Source organism: Paramuribaculum intestinale (assembly GCF_030759015.1).
Taxonomy (GTDB): domain Bacteria; phylum Bacteroidota; class Bacteroidia; order Bacteroidales; family Muribaculaceae; genus Paramuribaculum; species Paramuribaculum intestinale.
The window spans coordinates 2641306-2661847 of sequence record NZ_CP098825.1 but is presented as its reverse complement, the minus strand read 5'-3'; the positions used below and the strand labels follow the sequence as shown (position 1 = coordinate 2661847).

The 20542-nt window shown below is 58.6% G+C and carries 20 protein-coding genes and 1 tRNA gene; 14 read left to right on the top strand and 7 right to left on the bottom strand.

What is annotated here, in order from left to right; all coding sequences use genetic code 11:
• Nucleotides 1-34: 34 nt before the first annotated feature.
• Nucleotides 35-108, bottom strand: a tRNA-Ala gene (locus NF347_RS11970).
• A gap of 118 nt (nucleotides 109-226) precedes the next feature.
• Here NF347_RS11970 and NF347_RS11965 point away from each other — a divergent pair.
• The 5 genes from NF347_RS11965 to NF347_RS11945 all read left to right on the top strand — a co-directional run bounded on the left by NF347_RS11965 (nucleotide 227) and on the right by NF347_RS11945 (nucleotide 7723).
• Nucleotides 227-3208 carry a tetratricopeptide repeat protein gene (locus tag NF347_RS11965; protein ID WP_123542335.1) on the top strand — a complete coding sequence of 994 codons (2982 nt, stop codon included), beginning with the start codon at nucleotides 227-229 and terminating at the stop codon, nucleotides 3206-3208.
• A gap of 9 nt (nucleotides 3209-3217) precedes the next feature.
• Nucleotides 3218-4933: a porin family protein gene (locus tag NF347_RS11960; RefSeq protein WP_107681358.1), complete on the top strand. Its 1716-nt coding sequence runs from the start codon at nucleotides 3218-3220 to the stop codon at nucleotides 4931-4933.
• A gap of 10 nt (nucleotides 4934-4943) precedes the next feature.
• Complete coding sequence (locus tag NF347_RS11955; protein ID WP_107035348.1) at nucleotides 4944-5711, top strand: polyprenol monophosphomannose synthase; 768 nt, start codon at nucleotides 4944-4946, stop codon at nucleotides 5709-5711.
• A complete protein-coding gene (locus NF347_RS11950) occupies nucleotides 5683-7044 on the top strand; it encodes a dihydroorotase (RefSeq protein ID WP_107035347.1) in 1362 nt (453 codons plus the stop codon). Before NF347_RS11955 ends, NF347_RS11950 begins: the two co-directional genes overlap by 29 nt.
• A gap of 214 nt (nucleotides 7045-7258) precedes the next feature.
• Nucleotides 7259-7723 (top strand): RbsD/FucU domain-containing protein, encoded by a 465-nt coding sequence (locus tag NF347_RS11945; RefSeq protein ID WP_107035346.1) that lies wholly within the window; start codon nucleotides 7259-7261, stop codon nucleotides 7721-7723.
• 119 nt (nucleotides 7724-7842) lie between these two features.
• On the opposite strand, the gene NF347_RS11940 is transcribed toward NF347_RS11945, so the two are convergent.
• The 3 genes from NF347_RS11940 to trmB form a co-directional block, all read right to left on the bottom strand.
• Nucleotides 7843-8346, bottom strand: a complete 504-nt coding sequence (locus tag NF347_RS11940) for an RNA polymerase sigma factor (protein WP_107035056.1) — start codon at nucleotides 8344-8346, stop codon at nucleotides 7843-7845.
• Nucleotides 8347-8710: 364 nt separating this feature from the next.
• Nucleotides 8711-9808, bottom strand: coding sequence for an Mrp/NBP35 family ATP-binding protein (locus NF347_RS11935; protein ID WP_107035345.1), 1098 nt, complete (start codon nucleotides 9806-9808; stop codon nucleotides 8711-8713).
• A gap of 37 nt (nucleotides 9809-9845) precedes the next feature.
• Entirely contained in the window at nucleotides 9846-10598 is a 753-nt protein-coding gene (gene trmB, locus NF347_RS11930; RefSeq protein WP_107035344.1) for a tRNA (guanosine(46)-N7)-methyltransferase TrmB, read from the bottom strand.
• A 75-nt stretch (nucleotides 10599-10673) separates the two neighbouring features.
• On the opposite strand from trmB, the gene NF347_RS11925 reads away from it, so the two are divergent.
• The 9 genes from NF347_RS11925 to NF347_RS11885 all read left to right on the top strand — a co-directional run bounded on the left by NF347_RS11925 (nucleotide 10674) and on the right by NF347_RS11885 (nucleotide 17143).
• Nucleotides 10674-11696 carry an NAD-dependent epimerase/dehydratase family protein gene (locus NF347_RS11925; RefSeq protein ID WP_107681357.1) on the top strand — a complete coding sequence of 341 codons (1023 nt, stop codon included), beginning with the start codon at nucleotides 10674-10676 and terminating at the stop codon, nucleotides 11694-11696.
• The gene (locus NF347_RS11920; RefSeq protein WP_107035342.1) at nucleotides 11693-11977 is read left to right on the top strand and encodes a hypothetical protein; all 285 of its coding nucleotides are present in this window, start codon (nucleotides 11693-11695) and stop codon (nucleotides 11975-11977) included. Before NF347_RS11925 ends, NF347_RS11920 begins: the two co-directional genes overlap by 4 nt.
• A gap of 31 nt (nucleotides 11978-12008) precedes the next feature.
• Nucleotides 12009-12437 (top strand): type II 3-dehydroquinate dehydratase, encoded by a 429-nt coding sequence (gene aroQ, locus NF347_RS11915; protein ID WP_107035341.1) that lies wholly within the window; start codon nucleotides 12009-12011, stop codon nucleotides 12435-12437.
• A 13-nt stretch (nucleotides 12438-12450) separates the two neighbouring features.
• Complete coding sequence (gene pyk, locus NF347_RS11910) at nucleotides 12451-13461, top strand: pyruvate kinase (RefSeq protein ID WP_107035340.1); 1011 nt, start codon at nucleotides 12451-12453, stop codon at nucleotides 13459-13461.
• The gene (locus NF347_RS11905; RefSeq protein ID WP_107035339.1) at nucleotides 13458-14102 is read left to right on the top strand and encodes an O-methyltransferase; all 645 of its coding nucleotides are present in this window, start codon (nucleotides 13458-13460) and stop codon (nucleotides 14100-14102) included. Before pyk ends, NF347_RS11905 begins: the two co-directional genes overlap by 4 nt.
• 30 nt (nucleotides 14103-14132) lie before the next feature.
• Nucleotides 14133-14921 (top strand): DUF3822 family protein, encoded by a 789-nt coding sequence (locus NF347_RS11900; RefSeq protein ID WP_107035338.1) that lies wholly within the window; start codon nucleotides 14133-14135, stop codon nucleotides 14919-14921.
• A gap of 88 nt (nucleotides 14922-15009) precedes the next feature.
• Nucleotides 15010-15543 (top strand): RsmD family RNA methyltransferase, encoded by a 534-nt coding sequence (locus NF347_RS11895; protein ID WP_107035337.1) that lies wholly within the window; start codon nucleotides 15010-15012, stop codon nucleotides 15541-15543.
• A 29-nt stretch (nucleotides 15544-15572) separates the two neighbouring features.
• Nucleotides 15573-16268, top strand: a complete 696-nt coding sequence (locus NF347_RS11890) for an SIR2 family NAD-dependent protein deacylase (protein ID WP_107681356.1) — start codon at nucleotides 15573-15575, stop codon at nucleotides 16266-16268.
• A gap of 2 nt (nucleotides 16269-16270) precedes the next feature.
• Complete coding sequence (locus tag NF347_RS11885; RefSeq protein WP_107681355.1) at nucleotides 16271-17143, top strand: alpha/beta hydrolase; 873 nt, start codon at nucleotides 16271-16273, stop codon at nucleotides 17141-17143.
• A 25-nt stretch (nucleotides 17144-17168) separates the two neighbouring features.
• On the opposite strand, the gene NF347_RS11880 is transcribed toward NF347_RS11885, so the two are convergent.
• The 3 genes from NF347_RS11880 to sufC are packed head-to-tail and all read right to left on the bottom strand — an operon-like array spanning nucleotide 17169 to nucleotide 20518.
• On the bottom strand, nucleotides 17169-18389 hold the full coding sequence (locus NF347_RS11880) for an aminotransferase class V-fold PLP-dependent enzyme (RefSeq protein WP_107681354.1): 1221 nt from the start codon (nucleotides 18387-18389) through the stop codon (nucleotides 17169-17171).
• 22 nt (nucleotides 18390-18411) lie between these two features.
• Nucleotides 18412-19794, bottom strand: a complete 1383-nt coding sequence (gene sufD / locus NF347_RS11875) for a Fe-S cluster assembly protein SufD (protein ID WP_133165428.1) — start codon at nucleotides 19792-19794, stop codon at nucleotides 18412-18414.
• Nucleotides 19760-20518: a Fe-S cluster assembly ATPase SufC gene (gene sufC / locus NF347_RS11870; protein WP_107681353.1), complete on the bottom strand. Its 759-nt coding sequence runs from the start codon at nucleotides 20516-20518 to the stop codon at nucleotides 19760-19762. The genes sufD and sufC overlap by 35 nt, the downstream gene beginning before the upstream one ends.
• Between the last annotated feature and the right edge of the window lie 24 nt (nucleotides 20519-20542).

Sequence of the window (20542 nt, the reverse complement as noted above, 5' to 3'; positions counted from 1 at the left end):
CAAGCGAACCGACTTTTCGATTCGCTTGATGAAGTGGAGTATAGCGGACTCGAACCGCTCACCTCGACACTGCCAGTGTCGCGCTCTAGCCAGATGAGCTAATACCCCGATGTTTGCGGAGGCAAAGTTACGATAATTCCTTGATATGACAATGTGAAATAAGGTTAAAAACGAATCATGTCGCTATATATTTGCGCGTGCGGTCATATTTATGTAACTTCGCGATATGAAACACAGCCTACTTTTTGCAGTGGCCGTGGCCGGTGCGCTGACGGTGCAGGCCTCGGGCCAGATCAATGGGGCCGGCGCGGCAGGATATCTGGAACGCGGCTTCCGAATGTTTGACGATCTGAACTATACAGGGTGCATCGATCAGATGCGTGCCATGGAGCGTCTGACCCCTTCGCCCGGTCAGATGGAGGAGGCTCGGAGGCTTACGGCGCTGTCGGCGCTGTATCTCGGCCACGATGACGCTCTGCGGCTGTTGCAGCGGTGGATAGCCGACTATCCGGCGTCGGCACGGCGCGAGGAGATGCTTGCGGCCGTGGGCGACTGGTATTTCCACCGCTCGGATTACCCTGCGGCTGTGGAGGCCTACGGGCGTGTCGACCGCGATGCGCTCGACAGCTATGTGGCGGCCGATGTCGACTACCGCCAGGCATATTCCCGTCTTATGCTCGGTGACACCGAGGAGGCCATGCAGGGCTTCAGCCGTCTGGCGCGGTCCGACCGCTATCGCGCCGCCGGAGCTTTCTATCGTGGATATCTCGAATATGCGGCCGGCAATTATGCAGCAGCGCGCACGCTTTTCAAGGAGGCGGCGGGCAACGCCGAGCTGAATGACGTTGCGCAGTACTATCTGGCGCAGATCGATTTTGTTCAGGGCGATTTTTCCGGAGCCTTGTCGCTCAGCCGGCAGCTTCTGAAAAACGATGCCGTGGAGCAGTTCGCGCCCGAAATGAACCGTATAGCCGGCGAGTCGCTGTTCAACCTCGGCCGCGAGGAGGAGGCTCTGCCTTATCTGCGCCGCTACGCGTCGACCACCGACCGTATCCGTCCGTCGGCGTTCTACATTTTAGGAGTGGGCGAGTATCGCCTCGGCAACTATCAGGCAGCGATACGCAGCCTCGGGCACGCGGCTGCGTCCGACAATGCCATGGGGCAGAGCGCCAATCTGATTCTCGGCCAGAGCTATCTCGCCGAGGGCAAGGCCGACGGGGCATTGATGGCTTTCGAGAAAGCCTATCGCATGGGATTCGACCGCAATGTGTCGGAGTCGGCCATGTACAACTACGCCGTGGCCAAGTCCGAAGGCGGACGCGTGCCATTCGGCAATTCCGTGGCGCTGTTCGAGAACTTCCTGCGCGAGTATCCGCAGTCGGAATATGCCGATCGAGTGCGCTCTTACATGATATCGGGATATATGACCGACAACGACTATCAGTCGGCACTGAAGCTGATAGATGCGATGAACCGTCCGACGCCGGAGGCCAATGCCGCCCGCCAGCGCGCGCTCTTCGCTCTCGGCACCCGCGAATATTCGTCGGGACGCCTGACAGAGGCTCTCGACCGTTTCCGCCGGGCCGCTTCCATCAGCGGAGCCGACCGCTCCATAGCCAGGCAGTCTCTCCTGTGGGAGGGTATATGCCAGTATGACCTCGAACGCTATGATGCCGCAGTGCGCTCCCTTGAGGCTTATCTCAAGGAGTCCCGCCGAGGCGATCCCAATACCGTGATAGCGCGCTACAATCTCGGATATGCCCGCTTCTCACAGGCCGACTACAAGGCTGCGCTAACCGATTTCCGCGATGTGATCGCAGCACGTCCCGACAACCGTATGCTTGCCGACGCCTACAACCGTGCCGCCGACTGTCTTTACTACGGCAGTGACTTCGCCGGCGCGGCCGACGCCTACGACAAGGCGTTTGCCCTCAATCCGGAGGCCGGCGATTATGCTCTCTATCAGAAGGCAGTCATGAGCGGTCTGCAGCGCAACCACAAGCAGAAGATAGAGCTTATCTCCGACCTCTGCAGACGCTATCCGACATCGTCGCTCATACCGGCCGCCATGCTTGAACAGGCCGACGCATATACAGCGGTTGGCGACAACAATGCAGCCCTTAAGGCTTACGACAATCTGCTGCGCGACTATCCCGCATCGACCTATGCGCGCCAGGGAATGCTCCGCAAGGCCATAGCCTCGCTGAGCGCCGGACGCCGCAAGGAAGCCAAAGACTCCTACCGGCAGATAATATCGTCATATCCTACAAGCGAGGAGGCACGTATGGCCGCCGACGACCTCAAGCGCATCTATGCCGACGAGGGAAAGCTACAGGAGTATTCCGAATTCATAGCATCGGTTCCCGACGCTCCGCAGACCGAGGCCTCAGAGCTTGAGGCACTGGCATTCCGCGCCGCCGAGTCCGACTATGTGGCCAACGACCGCACGGAGCGTCTGGCCGACTATCTGCGCACGTATCCGGGCGGAGTCCATGAGCCGCAGGCTCTCCTGCTGATGGCAAAGGCTGCAGAGGCCGCCGGGCGCGACGCCGAGGCTCTCGAATATGCCACACGCCTTACCGACCGTTATCCCCACGCCGACGTCAGCGAGGACGCGCTGATAATCCGTGCCGAAGCCGAGCTGGCGCAGGGTCGCGGAGCGGCATCGCTCGAATCATACCGGCGTCTGGAGCAGAGCGCGTCGAGTCCGCGCCGCCTGCAGCAGGCGCGCCTTGGAGTGATGCGCACGGCGCTCATGCTTGACGAGAACGCTACGGCCCTGGAGGCTGCCGACAGGCTGCTGTCATCGTCGGCCGAAAATCTGACCGGACTGCAGGAGATCTCCTACGACCGCGCTCTTGCCCTCAGCCGTCTTGGACGCAATGACGAGGCCGAAGCCGCATGGGCTCTTCTTGCCGCAAGCCCCGAAGATGAGTATGGCGCACGTGCGGCCGTCAGTCTGGCCGAATCGCAGCTCCGCAGCGGCAACGCCGAGAAGGCGCGCGCCACGGCCGACGCCCTCATAAACGCCAATCCGCCCCACGCCTACTGGCTCGCACGAGGATTTATAGTGCTCAGCGATGCGCTGCGTGCCCAGGGCAACGGTTTCGAGGCCGACGAATATCTCCGTTCGCTCAAGAGCAACTATCCCGGCACCGAAGCAGAAATATTCGATATGATCGACTCACGTCTGAAACAACAGCAATAACATCCGCTCATGATAAACCACACTATAAGATTGACGGCAATCGCCGTAATATCGGCGGCCGCCACAGCCACGACAGCCGCGCAGCAGCTCAACAAGGAGATCACTGTGGAGCGCGAGGTGGTGCCGATACAGCGCGAGGCCACACGCCTCGGCTTCACGCCGTCGGTATCTCTCCCACCTCTGGCCATGGAGCGCCTGTCGCCATCCACAAGAGCCATCACCTCACGAGTGCCGGCAGGGATAGTTGTGCTCGATCCGGCCGCATGGGCCGACAGCATCTACATCAGCCCCTACCGCGGATATGCCTCCATCGGCTTCATGCCGCTCTATAACGCCATGCTGTCGGCCGGATACAGGATTGTCGACAATTCCACCACCCGTGTCGGAGCATGGCTGCAATACGACGGCACCGTCTACACCTCGCGGCGCACCCCCTATGACCGTGCTTCATCCGGCCGGAAGGAATACATACGCGACCATACCGCCACCGTAGGCATCTATGCCTCGCAGCGTATCGGCGCATCCTCGGAGCTGTCGGGCGAGCTTGACTACTCCTACTCGCGCTACAATCATCCGGGTTACAGCCCGGCTACAGGCGATTACGGCATGGAATACCAGTCGGTCAACCGCTGGAACGCCGACCTTGCATGGAAATCGACCGTCAATGATCTAGGCTATGGATTCCGTGCCGGTTACTCGCGCTTCGCGTTCGGCGACGACATCCGTTATCCCTACCGTCAGGATCAGCTTCCGGCCGAGGCCGAGAACAATTTCCGTTTCGGAGCCGGACTGAATGCTGACTTCGACGGCGGATCGCTTGCCGCGCTCGATGTCGACTTTTCGGGTTTGCGCACCAATCCCACGGTCGAAAATCCCAATATCGGCACCCCGCGGTCATACTCTACATGGCTTCTGCGGTTCAGTCCCTCATATTCCTATCGTGCCGGAGCTTTCGACCTCCGGCTTGGAGCGCGTGTCGACCTCACCCACAATTCAGGCAAGGCGTTCCATATAGCCCCTGATGTAAGGATCGCTGTCAACCCGTCGTCGATGTTTGCCCTGGAGGTTAGTGCCGGAGGAGGAGAGTGGCAGAACACGCTCGGATCTGTATTAGCTTTCGCACGCAACATTGAGCCATGGGCGGCTTATGCCAATTCACACATACCGCTGACACTCGACGCGCGCCTGCGCATCGGACCGCTTCACGGTCTGTATGGCGAGATCTCCGGCGGATATGCCCGTGCCAACGACTGGCTCATGCCTGCCATCACCGACAGTTACGGCAGTCTGATTCTTGAGCCGGAAGATGTCAAGGGATTTCATTTCGGGGCGGCCGTTGGCTACCGGTGGGGATCTGTCGCAGATGCTCGCGTGGAGTGGCACACAGCTCCTTCCGCCTACGGCAAAGGCTACTATCTGTGGCGCGACAGGGCGCGCAATGTGCTCGACGCGTCGGTCAAGGTCAATCCGGTGGAGCGTCTGAGCGTCGATCTCGGCTTCACTCTGCGTACCGGCCGCCGTATATGTCACATATACGATGGAGCATCACCTGCCATAACTCTCGGCGATGTGCGCGATCTGTCGGCCGGAATATCCTATGGGATCACCCCGGCTCTGACAGTCTTTGTCAATGGAGAGAATCTGCTCAACCACCGTTATTCGACCGTCGACTGTTTCGAATCACAGGGCATCACCGGACTGGCCGGAGCCTCACTGAAATTCTGATCACGCAGCCATGCATCAGAGCATAGTAATCATACCTACATACAACGAGATAGAGAATATCGACTCTATCATACGCGCTGTCATGGCCCTTGGCGACAGCGAGTTTGACGTGCTTGTGGTCGACGACGGGTCGCCCGACGGCACCCCGGGGGCTGTACGCGCCCTCCAGCAGGAGTTCCCCGGACGGATAAAGCTCCATGAGCGTCCCGGCAAACTCGGACTCGGCACAGCCTATATCGAGGGTTTCAAAATATGTCTTGCCGATCCTGCCGGCTACCGCTATATCTTCGAAATGGATGCCGATTTCAGTCACGATCCCAAGGATCTGCTGCGCCTTCTGTCGGCCTGCCGCGACGAAGGAGCGGATATGGCCGTGGGCTCGCGCTACGTCACCGGCGTCAATGTGGTCAACTGGCCCATAGGACGCGTGCTGATGTCTTATTATGCGTCGGCCTATGTCAGGCTGGTCACCGGAATGCCGGTTCACGACACCACGGCCGGTTTTGCCTGCTACACCCGCCGGGTGCTGGAGGCGTTGCCGCTCGATTCCATCCGCTGCAAAGGCTACGCATTTCAGATCGAAATGAAGTTCCAGACATTCAAGCGCGGGTTCCGCATCAAGGAGGTGCCCATCGTGTTTGTCAATCGTGTGCTCGGCACGAGCAAGATGTCGACAGGTATTTTCAGCGAGGCTGTGTTCGGTGTGCTGCGCCTGCGCCTCGACAGCATGTTCAAAAAATATCCGCAATATGGATCGCAGACCGATACTGATTCATGACGCCCGGATAGTCAACGAAGGTGTCACCGCACGTGGCTACGTGCTTATAGAGGGCGATGTCATCGCCGATACCGCGGCGGGCGATGCCCCGGCCGCACTCATGCAGCGCGACGATCTGGAGAAGATCGACGCGGCCGGACGTCTGTTGATGCCCGGTGTCATCGACGGCCATGTGCATTTCCGCGATCCGGGACTCACGCACAAGGCCGACATGGCCACCGAGAGCCGCGCGGCCGTGGCCGGAGGCGTGACGTCGTTCATCGACATGCCAAATACGCGCCCCGCCACCATTACCCCCGATGATGTGGCCGCCAAGCGCGAGCGTGCAGCCGAAGTTTCGGTGGCCAACTATGGCTTCTTCATCGGAGCCACCGACACCAATCTGCAGCAGCTTCTTGATGCCGACTGGAGTCTGACCGCCGGAGTGAAACTGTTTCTCGGGTCATCCACCGGCAACATGCTTGTGGAGCGGCGCGAGGTGATAGAGCGTATATTCCGCGAGGTGCCGGCGCTCATAGCTGTCCATGCCGAGGACGAGGCTACCATAAAGGCCAACCGTGAGGCCGTTGTGGCGCGCTACGGTGAGGATCTGCCGATAGCTTTCCATCCGGTGATACGCAACCACGAGGCCTGCCTCAAGGCCACGCAGACAGCCGTGGATATGGCCCGGCTGACAGGCGCGCGGCTTCATGTGCTCCACGTTTCCACCGCCGACGAGCTTCGTCTCTTCGAGGCCGGACCGGTGGCCGGAAAACGTATCACTGCCGAAACTTGTCCGCAATACCTGCTGTTCACCGACGAACAGTATCCCCACCTCGGAGCCAGAATCAAATGCAATCCCGCCATAAAGCGTCCGGTCGACCGCGACGGACTGCGCTATGCGGTGGCCAACGGTCTTATCGACGTTATTGCCACCGACCATGCGCCGCATCTTCCAGAGGAGAAGGAGGGCACGGCTCTGACAGCTGTCAGCGGCATGCCTATGGTGCAGTTCTCTCTCCCCGTCATGCTTGAGCTGTCGAAGGAGGGGGTTCTCTCGCTTGAGCAGGTGGTGGAGAAAATGGCCCACAATCCGGCCACGTTGTTCGGCATCGAGCGCCGCGGCTTCATCCGCAAGGGCTATTATGCCGACCTGGTGATGGTCGACGACGATGTGGAGCCTTATCCCGTCACTCCTGAGTCGGTCATCAGCCGGTGTGGCTGGAGTCCGCTTGAGGGCGCGCCGCTGAGTGTGCGTGTGGATCAGACGTGGGTCAACGGCCATACGGCCTACCGCCACGGCATAGTGTTTGCCACAGCCCGAGGCATGGCTCTCAGATTCAGTCATCAATGACAGATTATCCTCTCATACATATACACTTAAGTGACTCGCAAAAATTAGCTGCGAGTGATTTTTGAGATCTGTTCGAGTGGTTTTCGCTTGAAGACGAGGGCGTGTAGCGAGCTACACAACTGAGGATGAGAGTAAAAAACGCCGGATAAAATCAAAAAGCGCCGCAGCAGACCATGGGTTACTGACGAGTTTCATAATATCAACTAATTTTTATATGGATTGGAAAGAACAACTTCACACGATGATGCCGCTGCTGGGGCATCGCAACTGGATCGTGGTCACCGACATGGCTTATCCGTTGCAGACCAATCCCGGAGTGCTCACCCTTGATGCTACGGCCGACGATTTTCCGACCGTGCTCCGTACGATCCGCGGCGAGCTTGACGGCGCCTCTCATGTGGTGGCGCATGTATATCGCGACTCGGAGCAGTTGCGCCTCGACGAGCGGCTCTGTCCCGGCATTACATCATATCGTGCCGGAGTCGACGAAGTGATCGGTGGCTACGGGGCCATAAAAGATCTCGGCCACGAGGATCTGATATTGCGGCTCGACGAGGTCAGCAGGCTCTATCTGGTGGTTGTCATCAAGTCTGGGCTGACTATTCCCTACACCTCGCTCTTCTTTGAGCTTGACTGCCGCTATTGGGACGCCGACAGGGAAGCGGCCATACGCTCCTGATCCGCTCCGAAGTGACGCAAAATGACCGCGGACGACTCCATAGTCAATGGAGGGCGTCCGCGGCCGTTTTTCAAGATAGTGTGTTTTTATAGTAATGTGTATGGGTGTGGTATGGCTTTTCAGCGGTAGTCGGCGAAGCGTGTCTGGAGCTGTTGGCGCGCGAAGAATATGCGGCTCTTGATTGTGCCCAGCGGCAACTGCATCTTTTCGGCGATCTCGCCGTACTTGTAGCCGGCCACGTGCATCGAGAAGGGTATGCGGTATTTGTCGGGGAATTCGTTGATGGCGTCGGTGATCTCCTTGGCGCCGAATGAGCCTTCGGGAGTTTCCAGGCCCGAGTCCTGGCTGAGGTTGAGATGGTAGAGATCGTCGGTCTGGTCGATGACCGTGGCCGAGCGCACCACGCGGCGGTAGTTGTTGATGAAGATGTTGCGCATGATGGTGAACACCCATCCCTTGAAGTTGGTGTTCTCGACATATTTGTCGGCGTTGTCGAGGGCTTTCAGCGTGGTATCCTGAAGCAGATCGTAGGCATCGTCGCGGTTCGATGTGAGCATGAAGGCGAAGTTGAGGAGGTTTGCCTGAAGTCCCATGAGTCTGGATTGAAAGTTTGCTGTAGCCATTGTTGTGAGGTTTTAGAGGTGTAATGGGTTGTTATGTCGGTTTGTCAGCGCTGATGTTACAATTCGTTGACAATGCAAAGTTACGGAGAATTACAGCTCTACAAGAGTTTTTGTGTTAAACGAAGTTAAATCAGTTACAGCCTTGTTACATCGAGCGCGCATCGAATACTATGATATTGTTTTATAGTAAGTTGTGAAGTTCAGTAATATCACACTAATTAACAGCTTTCCGCTACCCCTCCGATAGCTCTGATAGCTCCGATAACTCTGATGACTCCGATCAAAGAAGAGCCTGCATAAAACCCCGTCATGGCGTCGCAAAGCGCCGCCTTGACGGGGTGGTAGATAGTAGTATGCTGTGTTTTTACTGCAGCGAAACCTTTATGGTCGGTGGGAGAGTGCCGTTGCGGCGGTTGCATGCGTCGACTACCTCGCGGGCTACATGGCGGAATGCCTGGCCGGTGATTGATGAGCCGTCAAGAGCCACGGGGCGTCCTTCATCGCCCCCCTCGCATATCGACTCCACGACCGGTATCTGCCCCAGAAGTCTCACGCCGAGTTGCTGGGCGAGTTTCACGCCCCCTTCGCGTCCGAATATATAGTATCGCTCGTCGGGATGGCGTTCGGGAGTGAACCATGCCATGTTTTCCACAAGTCCGAGTATAGGCACATTGACTTTCTCACCGGTAAACATCGATATGCCCTTGCGTGCGTCGGCAAGAGCCACCTCCTGAGGAGTGCTGACGATGACCGCACCTGTGATGGCGAGTGTCTGCACCAGCGTCAGGTGTATGTCGCTCGTGCCCGGAGGCATGTCTATGAGGAAATAGTCGAGTTCGCCCCAGTCGGCTTCGCCTATCAGCTGCCTGAGGGCGTTGGAGGCCATGCCGCCGCGCCACAGCACAGCACTGTCTTTGTCGACAAGAAAGCCGATAGAGAGAAGTTTCACTCCATATTTTTCAAGCGGGATGATCAGCGCGCGTCCGTCGACTTCGTGCATATATACCTGCTCGTCCTCCACGCCGAACATTTTCGGGAGCGACGGACCGAATATGTCGGCATCGAGAAGCCCCACCCGGTAGCCCTCCTGAGCGAGAGCCACTGCGAGATTCACGGCCACGGTCGATTTGCCCACGCCGCCCTTGCCTGAGCTGACCCCTATGATGTTTTTCACACCCGGAAGCATCGGCTGCGCTTTTTGTTCGGGCTGTCGCGACGCCGTGGCTATGGTCGGTTCCACTTCGGGTGATATATATGTGCGCAGGGCGGCCTCGGCAGCCTTGACTATCGATTTCATGAACGGGTCGGTGGGCTTGTCAAACACTATCGTGAAGCTCACTTTCGGGCCGTCGATGCGTATGTCGTCGGCGATCATGTCGAGATCAACGATGTCGCGTCCGTTGCCCGGATAGCGCACATTGCGCAGTGCGTCGAGTATGAGGTTGGGATATAGTCGTTCCATAAAGATCAGCTGGGGTGTGTTGATGTCTGTTTATAGTTCATTCGCCTTCGACATGGCCGCGCGAGAAGCTGCGGTAGGTGTCGTAGGGTATCTCTATGTCGGGTTCCGACAGCTCGCGGTCGCGCGGAATGGCAAACCGCAGATATTTGATCGTCAGGCCGCGCGATAGCCATTGCTGCTCGTAATAGGTGCGTATAGACAGTATGTCGTCGGCCGGATGCGACGGATCGCCGTAGAGGTCGGCCGTGTCGGCTTCGGGTGTGATGCCGTTGTGCGAGGCCATGGCGCGTGTGTAGGTGTAAAGAAACGGGCTGTCGGTCTTCAGATGCAGTTTCCCTTCGGGCTTCAGTATATGGCTGTATAGTTCCAGAAACCGGGTGGACGTCAGTCTCTTGCGCACCTTTTTCATCTGCGGGTCGGGAAACGTGATCCATATCTCGCTCACTTCGCCGGGGGCGAAAAAGCGGTCAATAAGCTCTATGTCTGTGCGCAGAAATCCTACATTGGTCATTCCTGCGGCCAGAGCGCGCTTGGCGCCGGTCCACATGCGGGCGCCCTTTACGTCGATGCCTATGAAGTTCTTGCCGGGGATGCGTTCGGCGAGGCCAACGGTGTATTCGCCCTTGCCGCATCCGAGTTCAAGCACTATGGGATTGTCGTTGTGGAAAAAGTCGCTGTTCCAGTGTCCTTTCATCCCGAATCCCTCTGACGCCAGTGTGGCAAACGGACATTGTACGACGAAAGGTATCTCTTCCATCTCCCGGAATTTTCGCAATTTGTTCTTGCCCATAATCTGTCGGTAGGTTGTCTGCTTTGTGTGCAAAATTAAGGAAAATCCGCGGATTTTCCCTAACTTTGCCTTCAAATGAGCAAAAACGTACTGATAATAGGAGCGGGCGGTTTTGTCGGCGGTTTCATCGCCGACGAAGCGCTGCGTCGCGGATATACGGTGACTGCCGGCATACGTGAGTCGACATCGCGCCGATACCTCGCCGACAGCCGCATCCGTTTTCTGATTCTCGACTACGAAAATCCGGAGCAGATGGCCGAGGCCATAGCCGGGGCAGTCCCCGAAGGGGATGATTACCGGCTCGTGTATAATCTCGGAGCTACGAAATGCACCAATTTCGCCGATTTCAACCGTATCAATTACCAGTATCTGCGCAATGTCGTCGAAGCGTTGCGTATGGCCCGCCGTATCCCCGGACGGTTGCTCTACATGAGCAGCCTGTCGGCGCTCGGACCGGGCGACGAACGCACCTATGCGCCGCTTACCGGAAAGACCATCCCGGCACCCGACACCCGTTACGGCGTCAGCAAGATAAAGGCTGAGACATTTCTCGAAACATGCCCCGACATTCCATGGACCATCTTCCGGCCCACAGGTGTCTACGGCCCCCACGAGCAAGACTATCTGATGATGATCCGAAGCATCGACCGCCACTGGGATTTCGGCGTGGGACTGCGCCGGCAGATGCTTACGTTCATCTATGTAAAAGATCTTGCCGCGGCTGTGTTCGACGCGCTCGACACCGACCGCACTCTCCGGCGGAAATACATCATATCAGAGCCACGCAGCTACACACAGGCCGAATTCCGGCGCATCGCCGCGCGCATACTCCGCCGCCGGCTGGTGATACCGGTAAGGGTGCCTATATGGATGCTCTATCTGGTTTCGGCGGTGGCCGAGAAGATCGGCGTCATACGGTCGAAACCCAGCACGCTCAACCGCGACAAATTCCGCATAATGCGTCAGCGCAACTGGAATTGCTCGGTCGACGAAGCTGTAGCCGACTTCGGATTCGCACCGCGCTATGATCTCGTGGCGGGGCTGACCGAAACCGTGGCGGCCTATCGCGAGAGCCTCGGGGAGGAGGCGTCGCGATGAGCGGACGGTCGGGTTGCCGTGCTCCGGCATGGTTCATAGTTCTGGCGGTAGTGATGTCACTTCCGGCATTGCTCACTCCGGCGCTGCTGTCGGCCTGTCCGCCGGATGGTCCTGACATGGTGCGCACATTGGTGTGGATCTATCCGTTCTACGTGGTTGTGGCCGCATGGCTCGCATGTCTGTGCTGGGACAGCCGCCGCACCATGGCGTGGGTGCTGCTTGCCCTCATGGCGCTTACCCATGCCGGAATATGGATGCTGGTCAACGCTCCCGGTCTTTGAATACACTTCTCATCAAAAGCTCCATAAAATCATGGATATACTCATTATCAACGGTCCAAACCTAAATCTGCTCGGGGTGCGCGAGCCGGCGGTTTACGGCAACACCTCTTTCGACGACTTCATGAAGCGATTGCGGAGCCTGTATCCGCATATCGGATTCGACTTTTTTCAGAGCAACCACGAGGGCGCGATCATCGACCGGCTGCACGCCGACGGTTTCAACGGCCGATATGCCGGGATAATACTCAATGCCGGAGCTTATACCCACACCTCGCTCGCCATCGCCGACGCCATCGCGGCCATCGAGACACCGGTGGTGGAGGTGCATATATCCAACGTGGCGGCCCGCGAGGAGATACGCCACCGTTCGCTGATAGCGCCTGTGTGCCGTGGATCGATAGCCGGATTCGGACTCGACAGCTACCGTCTGGCCGTAGAGGCTATAGCACGGCCTGAATAATAATATTGACAATATGAAAAGACTTACCGATATAATGGCAACGGTCACCGATTTGCGCTGTGACCGACACTTCCTGACGTCGCTGAGGCGCGCCGGAATGGATTCAGTCAGGATCAATTCGGCGCATGTCGACGGCGAAGGACTCAGACGCATCATCCGCGCCGTGCGCGAGCATGTGCCCGGAACGGCGATACTGATGGATACGAAGGGACCTGAAATCCGCACGACGCAATTGTCCGGCACTCTGGAGTCGGTGACACTGGCCGTCGGCGACGAAGTGAGACTCGCCGAGTGTGCCGCTACCGATTCGTCGGTCATAGGCATAGCCGTGGAGGGAGTGTGCTCCGCTCTTCGAAAGGGTCATCGGGTGGTGCTCGACGACGGAGCCATGGAGCTTACAGTGCGTCATGCCGACGGTGCTGTGGCCGAAGCCGTAGTCACTCTCGGCGGCGAACTCGGGTCGCGCAAGACAGTCAATCTGCCCGACACCGATCTGCCCCCGATCCCGGCCGTGTCGGAGCGCGACCGCTGCGCCATCGAGGTGGCTGTGGAGGAGCGCATCGACATGATAGCCCACTCCTTTGTGCGCTGTGCGGCCGACGTTGAGGCTGTCCGCGCTCTGACCGCCGGCAGCGATATACGCATCTTCGCCAAGATAGAGTGCCGCGAGGCGATACGCAATTTCAACGGCATCCTTGAGGCTGCCGACGGCATTCTCGTGGCGCGCGGCGATCTCGGCACACAGATCGACGTGGCAACCATACCGGCCGTGCAGCACAAGGCCTGTGCCATGGCCCGCGCGGCGGGAAAACCTGTGATAGTATCGACGCAGATCCTCACATCCATGATCGATCACCCCTATCCGACAAGAGCCGAGATGACCGATGTGGCCTTTGCGGTGCGCGACGGAGTGGAAACGCTTCTGCTCACCGGCGAAACCGCGCAGGGAAGCTTCCCTGCCGAGTGTGTCGACGCTATGCGCCGATGCATAGAGGCGTCGCAGACCTATTTCACCTCGTTATGAGCAATCCGCTGACACTCACCGACGACCGGCTTGAACAATATATCGAGAGCCATATCTCGCCGGAGCCCGATCATCTTAAGCGGCTCTACCGCCATACATGGCTTCACCATCTCTATCCCCGCATGTGTTCGGGACATCTGCAGGGACGTATACTGAAGATGCTCACCTCCATGATAGCGCCGAAGCGTGTACTCGAGCTGGGTACCTTCACCGGCTACTCCACGCTTTGCATCGCCGAGGGGCTGCAGCCGGGAGCCACGCTCGACACTGTGGAGATCGACGATGAGATGGACGACGAGCTGCGCGAGCGTTTTGCGGATTATCCGTCGATAACGCTCCATATCGGCGACGCGGCCGAGGTGGTCGGACGTATGCCCGGAGAGTGGGACATGGTGTTTGTCGATGCCGACAAGCGCCGCTATCCGGAGTATCTCGCCATGCTGAAGCCGCGTATGGCCCGCGGAGGATATATCCTCGCCGACAACACTCTCTGGTCGGGACGGGTGGTGGCCGACGATGCAGGCCGCGATCCGCAGTTGCGCGGCATTCTGGAATTCAACCGCCTTGTGGCCGAAGATCCGGAACTGGAGTCGGTGATATTCCCCCTGCGCGACGGCCTGTCGCTCATAAAGCGTTTATAAATCCGTTGTAGATAAAAAACTACTATATACATGCCACAGCTTGACAAAGATCTCATCTCACAGCCTGAACTATGGAGCCTTGTGATGCAGCTCTCCGACCGTAGGCTGACTGCCGCGCTGTTGCCTCCGGTCGACGGCGAACAGATGATATTGTCGCACATACCGCTACCCGTAGCCACTGCCGGAAGCTATGCCAAGGCGGTGGAGGAGGCAGTCTACGACAATCCGCTGCTGCTTTCCGATTTCAGCCGCATCGGGTTGCTGACATCTTCGCCACGTGTGGCGCTTATCCCCGCTTGTCTTGACGACAAGGCAGCCGAAGAGGCTTTTGAGGCTACCTTCGGGAGTGAGGCGTGCGTGTCGCTTCGTGAACCCACATGGCGCGAAGCCGTGGTGGTTTCGGACGACGACGAGCAACTTCTGGCCTTTTTCCGACGCACCTTTTTCAACATAACGATACGTCCTACTCTCGCGGCCATGATCGAATGCTACCGTGCCGACGGGCTTTGGGTGTCGTGTGAGGACGCGGTGATACGCTGGGTGTATAATCTCGACGGCAATCTCATGGCGGCAAACAGTTTCGATATCAGCGCGCCGGAAGATGCCGCCTACTATGTGGCGGCTCTGCGTCGCGTCGTGGGCGCCGACCGTGGTACGGTGTATCTGCGTCGTGCCGGGGCATCGCGTGAATGGTGTGCCGCGATGGCCGATATGCTGCGCGGGGCATCATGTCCGGTGGAGATGGTCAATGCTTCGCCGGCAATATGCCGTCTGGGGCATTCCGGGGCTGATCTGCCCGATTATTTTCTTCAGGCGTGATCTTCACGGGGTGTCGGGGCGTTATGCACATAATGCATAGGCAGAGGCCCCGCATATTGTTAAATCTTTTAATGCAGAATCTGACAAGGTGAGAATCATAAGAGGAAAATACGGACGTCGGCGGTTTGATGTGCCGACATCCATCACTGCGAGGCCTACAACCGATTTCGCCCGCGAGAATATATTCAACGTCATCGAGAATCTGATGGATCTCGAAGGTGTCCGTGCGCTCGATCTGTTCGCCGGCACCGGAGCCATCACGTTCGAACTTCTTTCGCGCGAGGCCGCCGAAGTGACAGCCGTGGAGCGCGCGCCGGTGCAGTGCTCGTTTATCAGGCGCACGGCCGAGGCGCTCGGCGCCGACAATCTGCATCTCGTCAGGGGCGATGCGCTGCGGTATATATCGACCGCCGTCGCTCCGTTCGATTTCATCTTCGCCGATCCTCCCTATGACATGGACGGATTCGGCGAGATTCCGGGCAAGGTGCTCGGCTCGAAGCTCGTCAAGGAGGGCACGCTGTTCGTGATGGAGCACTCGCGTAAGTTTGATTTCTCCACGTTGCCAGGCTTTTTCGAACACCGTGCCTACGGCAGTGTCAATTTCTCCTTGTTCAGACTCTGAACGTAACTGTGCAAAAAAACTTTCTCCCGATGAAAAAACTCGTAATCTCCACCGGCGCAGGCATGAGCGCCGAAAGCGGTATCAGCACCTTCCGCGACAGCGGCGGACTGTGGGAAAACTATCCGGTGATGGACGTGGCCAGTGCCGACGGTTTCAGACGCAATCCACGTCTTGTCCATGATTTCTACAACGCCAGGCGGCGCGAACTGCTCAAAGCCGAGCCCAATGCAGGGCATCTGGGGCTGGCGGCTCTCGAAAAGGACTACGAAGTGTATGTCATCACACAGAATGTCGATGATCTCCACGAGCGTGCCGGCAGTTCCAATGTGCTTCATCTTCACGGCGAACTGATGGCGGTGCGCACGGTCGACGAGCCATATCGTGTCTATCGACTCGATCCCGATCATGCCGATACCTCGCCCGAGAGCCGCGATCCGGAGGGACGGCCGTTGCGTCCGCACATAGTGTTTTTTCAGGAGGCCGTGCCCATGATGGAGCCGGCTGTGGAGCTTGTGTCGCAGGCCGATGTTTTCGTTGTCATAGGCACGAGCCTGGTGGTGTATCCTGCGGCCGGACTGCTCAACTATGTTCGCCGTGGCACGCCAGTCTATTATATCGACCCCAATCCGGCTCCTGTGCCCGAATGGGTCCACGTCATACGCAAAGGCGCGTCTGAAGGCGTAGCCGAGCTTACCCGGATTCTGACATCACAGTATAACGATTGATTATGGCAGACGGATATATCGAGAGCCGCATGGCCGATCATATCGCTTCGGGAAGCGCGCGGCGCACGGCGGCTCCTATGGGCATCCGCAAGGGTGTGGCGGCCGCGCTGAACGCGCTGTCGCTCGTGTCTGTGACTACTTTCGCACAGGGACGCGTGGTTGATGTGCAGTCGCCGTCGATGCGTGTTTTTGTGCCCTCAAAACCTTCGGGAATGGCGTTGGTGGCTTGTCCGGGAGGAGGATATTCCAAAGTGGCCGCCGATCATGAGGGCTACGACTGGGCGCCGTTCTTCAACAGTCTGGGAGTGACGTATGCCGTGCTCGACTACACTCTGCCCGATGGCGATCGGTCACGTCCGCTGACCGATGTGGCTGATGCGTTCAGGGTGTTGGCCGACAATGCCGAAGAATGGCACGTGGATATCTCCCGGACGGGTATCATGGGCTTTTCGGCCGGTGGCCATCTGGCTGCCGCCATGGCCAATGGCGCTGTACCCGATTGTCGCCCGGCCTTCCAGATACTGTTTTATCCGGTGGTGTCGCTCATGCCGGAGATAACACATCCCGGCACGGCTGCGCAGTTTCTCGGCGACGCTGACTCTCCAGAGCTGCGTGCGCGCTATTCGTCGGAGCTTCAGGCCTCTCCGTCGACACCGCCTGCATTGCTGCTGCTGAGTGCCGACGACAAGGTGGTGGATCCTCTCAATTCGATCAATTATTTTCTTGCCATGCGCCGGCACGGTGTCGACGCCTCGCTCCATATTTATCCTTCTGGAGGTCACGGTTGGGGCTACAGACGCGATCAGATGGCGTCCCACAATGCGGTGATGGTAGAGCTCGCCGCGTGGATACGCAAGCGTCAGGAGAAGCTCTGACGCGCCTCTACGGTGGCTTGCAGCCTCAGGCAAGCATCGGCGCAATGCGGCGCAATGCGCCGATAAAGGCGTCGGCTTCCTCGAAGGTATTGTAGGCGGCCATCGACGCACGCACGGTGCCGCTCACTCCCAGCCGCTCCATCAGGGGCTGGGCGCAGTGGTGGCCGGTGCGCACGGCAATGCCGAGTTTGTCGAGCAGCAGACCGGTGTCGTAGGAGTGTGCGTTGCCTATCAGGAATGATATGATGGCGCTCTTGCCCGGAGCTGTGCCGAATATACGCATTCCTTCTATCTCGGCCATGCGCTCTGTGGTGTATTCAAGCAGCTGCTCTTCGTGGGCGGCGATCCGTTCCACACCGGTGGCTTCGAGCCACTCCACTGCCTTTGCAAGCGCCGCGATTCCGACAAAGTCGGGGGTGCCGGCCTCGAATTTGAAAGGCAGGTCGGCGAATACCGTGCCGCCGAAGCTCACGGTCTTTATCATCTCTCCGCCCCCCTGGTATGGAGGCATTTTTTCAAGAAGCTCACGGCGTCCGTAAAGCACTCCGATACCGCACGGACCATACATCTTATGCGATGAGAATGCATAGAAGTCGGCGTCGAGTGCCTTGACGTCGACCTTTGTATGTGCTATGGCCTGCGCGCCGTCGACGAGCACCGCAGCTCCGGCTTTGTGGGCTTCGGCGATCATTTCGGCTACGGGATTGACCGTGCCGAGCACGTTGCTCACGTGGGTCACCGCCACAATGCGCGTGCGCTCGTTGAGCATGCTCCGGAATGCGTCGAGATCAAGCACTCCGCGGTCGTCCATCCCTACGACGCGTATTTTCAGCCCGCGGCGCTCCGCGATAAGCTGCCAGGGAACTATATTCGAGTGGTGTTCCATGACCGTCAGCACTATCTCGTCGCCTTCGTTCATCAGCGCGCCATAGGAGCTTGCCACGAGATTGATCGACTCGGTGGTGCCGCGGGTGAAGATCACCTCGGCGCTGTCGTCGGCGCCGATGTATCGGGCCACAAGTTCGCGTGTGGCCTCCTGCCGGGCGGTGGCCTCCTGCGACAGTGTGTGCACGCCGCGGTGTACGTTGGCTTTCGAGTCGAGATAACCGTCGCGTATGGCGTCGATCACCGGCGATGGTGTCTGCGTGGTGGCGGTGTTGTCGAGATATATCAGTTCATGACCGTAGATTTTGCGGCTGAGGGCGGGAAACTGTCGGCGTATGTCGGCGGTGTCGAGTGCTGTCATGGGGTCGGTGTCGTTTTGAAGTTTATTTTGCAGGGCAGTCGCCGCATACGGCTGTGTCGCCTCTGAAGCGCATTTCTGTCAGATGCCGCAGACGGTCGGCCAGGCCGGGTATGCTCACGGAGTCGATCACGTCCGACATGAATGCCTGCATAAGCATCATGCGGGCCTCGCGCTCTGGGATGCCGCGGGTGCGCATGTAGAAGAGAGCCTGCTCGTCGAGCTGACCGGTGGCCGCTCCGTGTGAGCAGCTCACCTCGTCGTTGTAGATTTCGAGCTGCGGGCGTGTGTGCATTCGTGCCGTCGACGAGGCGAGTACGTTGCGGTTGCTCTGGTAGGCCTCGGTATAGGGAGCGGTGGGAGCGACGAGTATCGATCCTTCGAAAGCGCCCTGCGCATAGTCGTCGAGCACATATTTGAAGAGCTGGCGGCTGTGGGAGCGGGGTTGCAGATGGCGCACCACCGAACAGTTGTCGGCGTGACGGCGGTCGGTGCAGATGGCCATGCCGTTGATTTCCGTGCGGCAGTGCTCGCCGTTGATGTCGGTGCGCATGTCGTTGCGGGTCGTGCCGCATGACAGCGTCACAATGTTGGCGCGCAGCTGCGATCCGGTCTGCTGACTGACGTAGAGACGTGAGCAGCGGGCGTTGGATGCCGCTGTTTCCTCCATGTCGCAGATGTCGAGGCTGGCACCTTCGTCGAGCCATGCTTCGGTCACCTGCAGCGAAAGGCACGAGTGTGTGTCGGATTTGCTGTGGTCGCAGGTGAGGATCATGGCCGAAGCGTCTTTCTCCACGATCACGAGCAGCCGGCGCACGGCCATCTGAGGCTCTGCGCCGTCAAACACGTTGACAATCTGCAGCGGTTTTTCGAGATGTGTTCCGGCCGGAATGCGCACCACAGCGCCGTCCTGGCACAAAAGGGTGTTGAGGGCTGTAGGGACGTCGTTGAGGTCGGCAAGCGTGCCCAGACGCGGTTTTATGATGTCGGGCCACTGCTCACATGCACGTGCCAGCGATGTGAATATCACTCCTTCGGGCAGACGGCGGTCGAGCCCTTCGGTGGGCACGAATGTGTCGCCCACGAGATATGCCTGCAGAGTCGATACGTTGGGCAGCTCGCAGCGTATGGCTGTGGATAGATCAAACGAATGTCCGAGGCGCATTATGTTCAGGCCGCGGTCGGGAGTCATCATCTCGTCGAGCGATGTGCGCTCGTAGCCCTCCGTGTGTGTGTCGGGCAGCTCTTTGCCCTGCAGGGCTTCGAATGCACGCGGGCGCAGCTCGTTGAGCAGGGCGGGTGCGTGTGCGTCGATATCCTTGCAGTGGGCGTTATAGAGGTCGGTGTATTGTCTGAGAGCGTTCATGGCAGGGTCAGTCGACTTGTTGCTTGATCCAGTCGTAGCCACGCTCTTCGAGTTCGAGCGCGAGTTCAGGTCCGCCGCTGTGTACTATGCGGCCGTGATATAGCACATGCACGAAGTCGGGGCGTATGTAGTCGAGCAGACGCTGGTAGTGGGTTATGACTATGGTGGCGTTGTCTTTTGTTTTCAGCTGGTTGACGCCCGAGGCTACGATGCGCAGGGCGTCGATGTCGAGTCCGGAGTCGGTTTCGTCGAGTATCGAGAGCCGCGGCTCGAGCATAGCCATCTGGAATATCTCGTTGCGCTTCTTTTCTCCGCCCGAGAAGCCCTCGTTGACCGAGCGCGATGCCAGGCGGTTGTCAAGCTCCACTATCTCGCGGCGCTGGCGCATGAGTTTGAGGAATTCGGTGGCGGGCATGGGATCCTCGCCGAAATATTTGCGCTTGGCGTTGATTGCCGCGCGCATGAAGTTGGTCATCGACACTCCGGGTATCTCCACCGGATACTGGAACGACAGGAACAGTCCTTCGTGGGAGCGGTCTTCGGGCGAGAGCGACAGCAGGTCGACGCCGTGGAAGCTGACGCTGCCGCCGGTGACGCGGTAGGATGGGTTTCCGGCCAGCACACCCGAAAGGGTGCTCTTGCCGGAGCCGTTGGGTCCCATTATGGCATGGACTTCGCCGGCGCCTATCTCAAGGTCGAGTCCGCGTATGATCTCCTTGCCCTCGACCGAGGCGTGGAGTCCTTTTATTTCAAGAAGTTTGCTCATTGTGGCAATTTTTTTGTTCGGTTA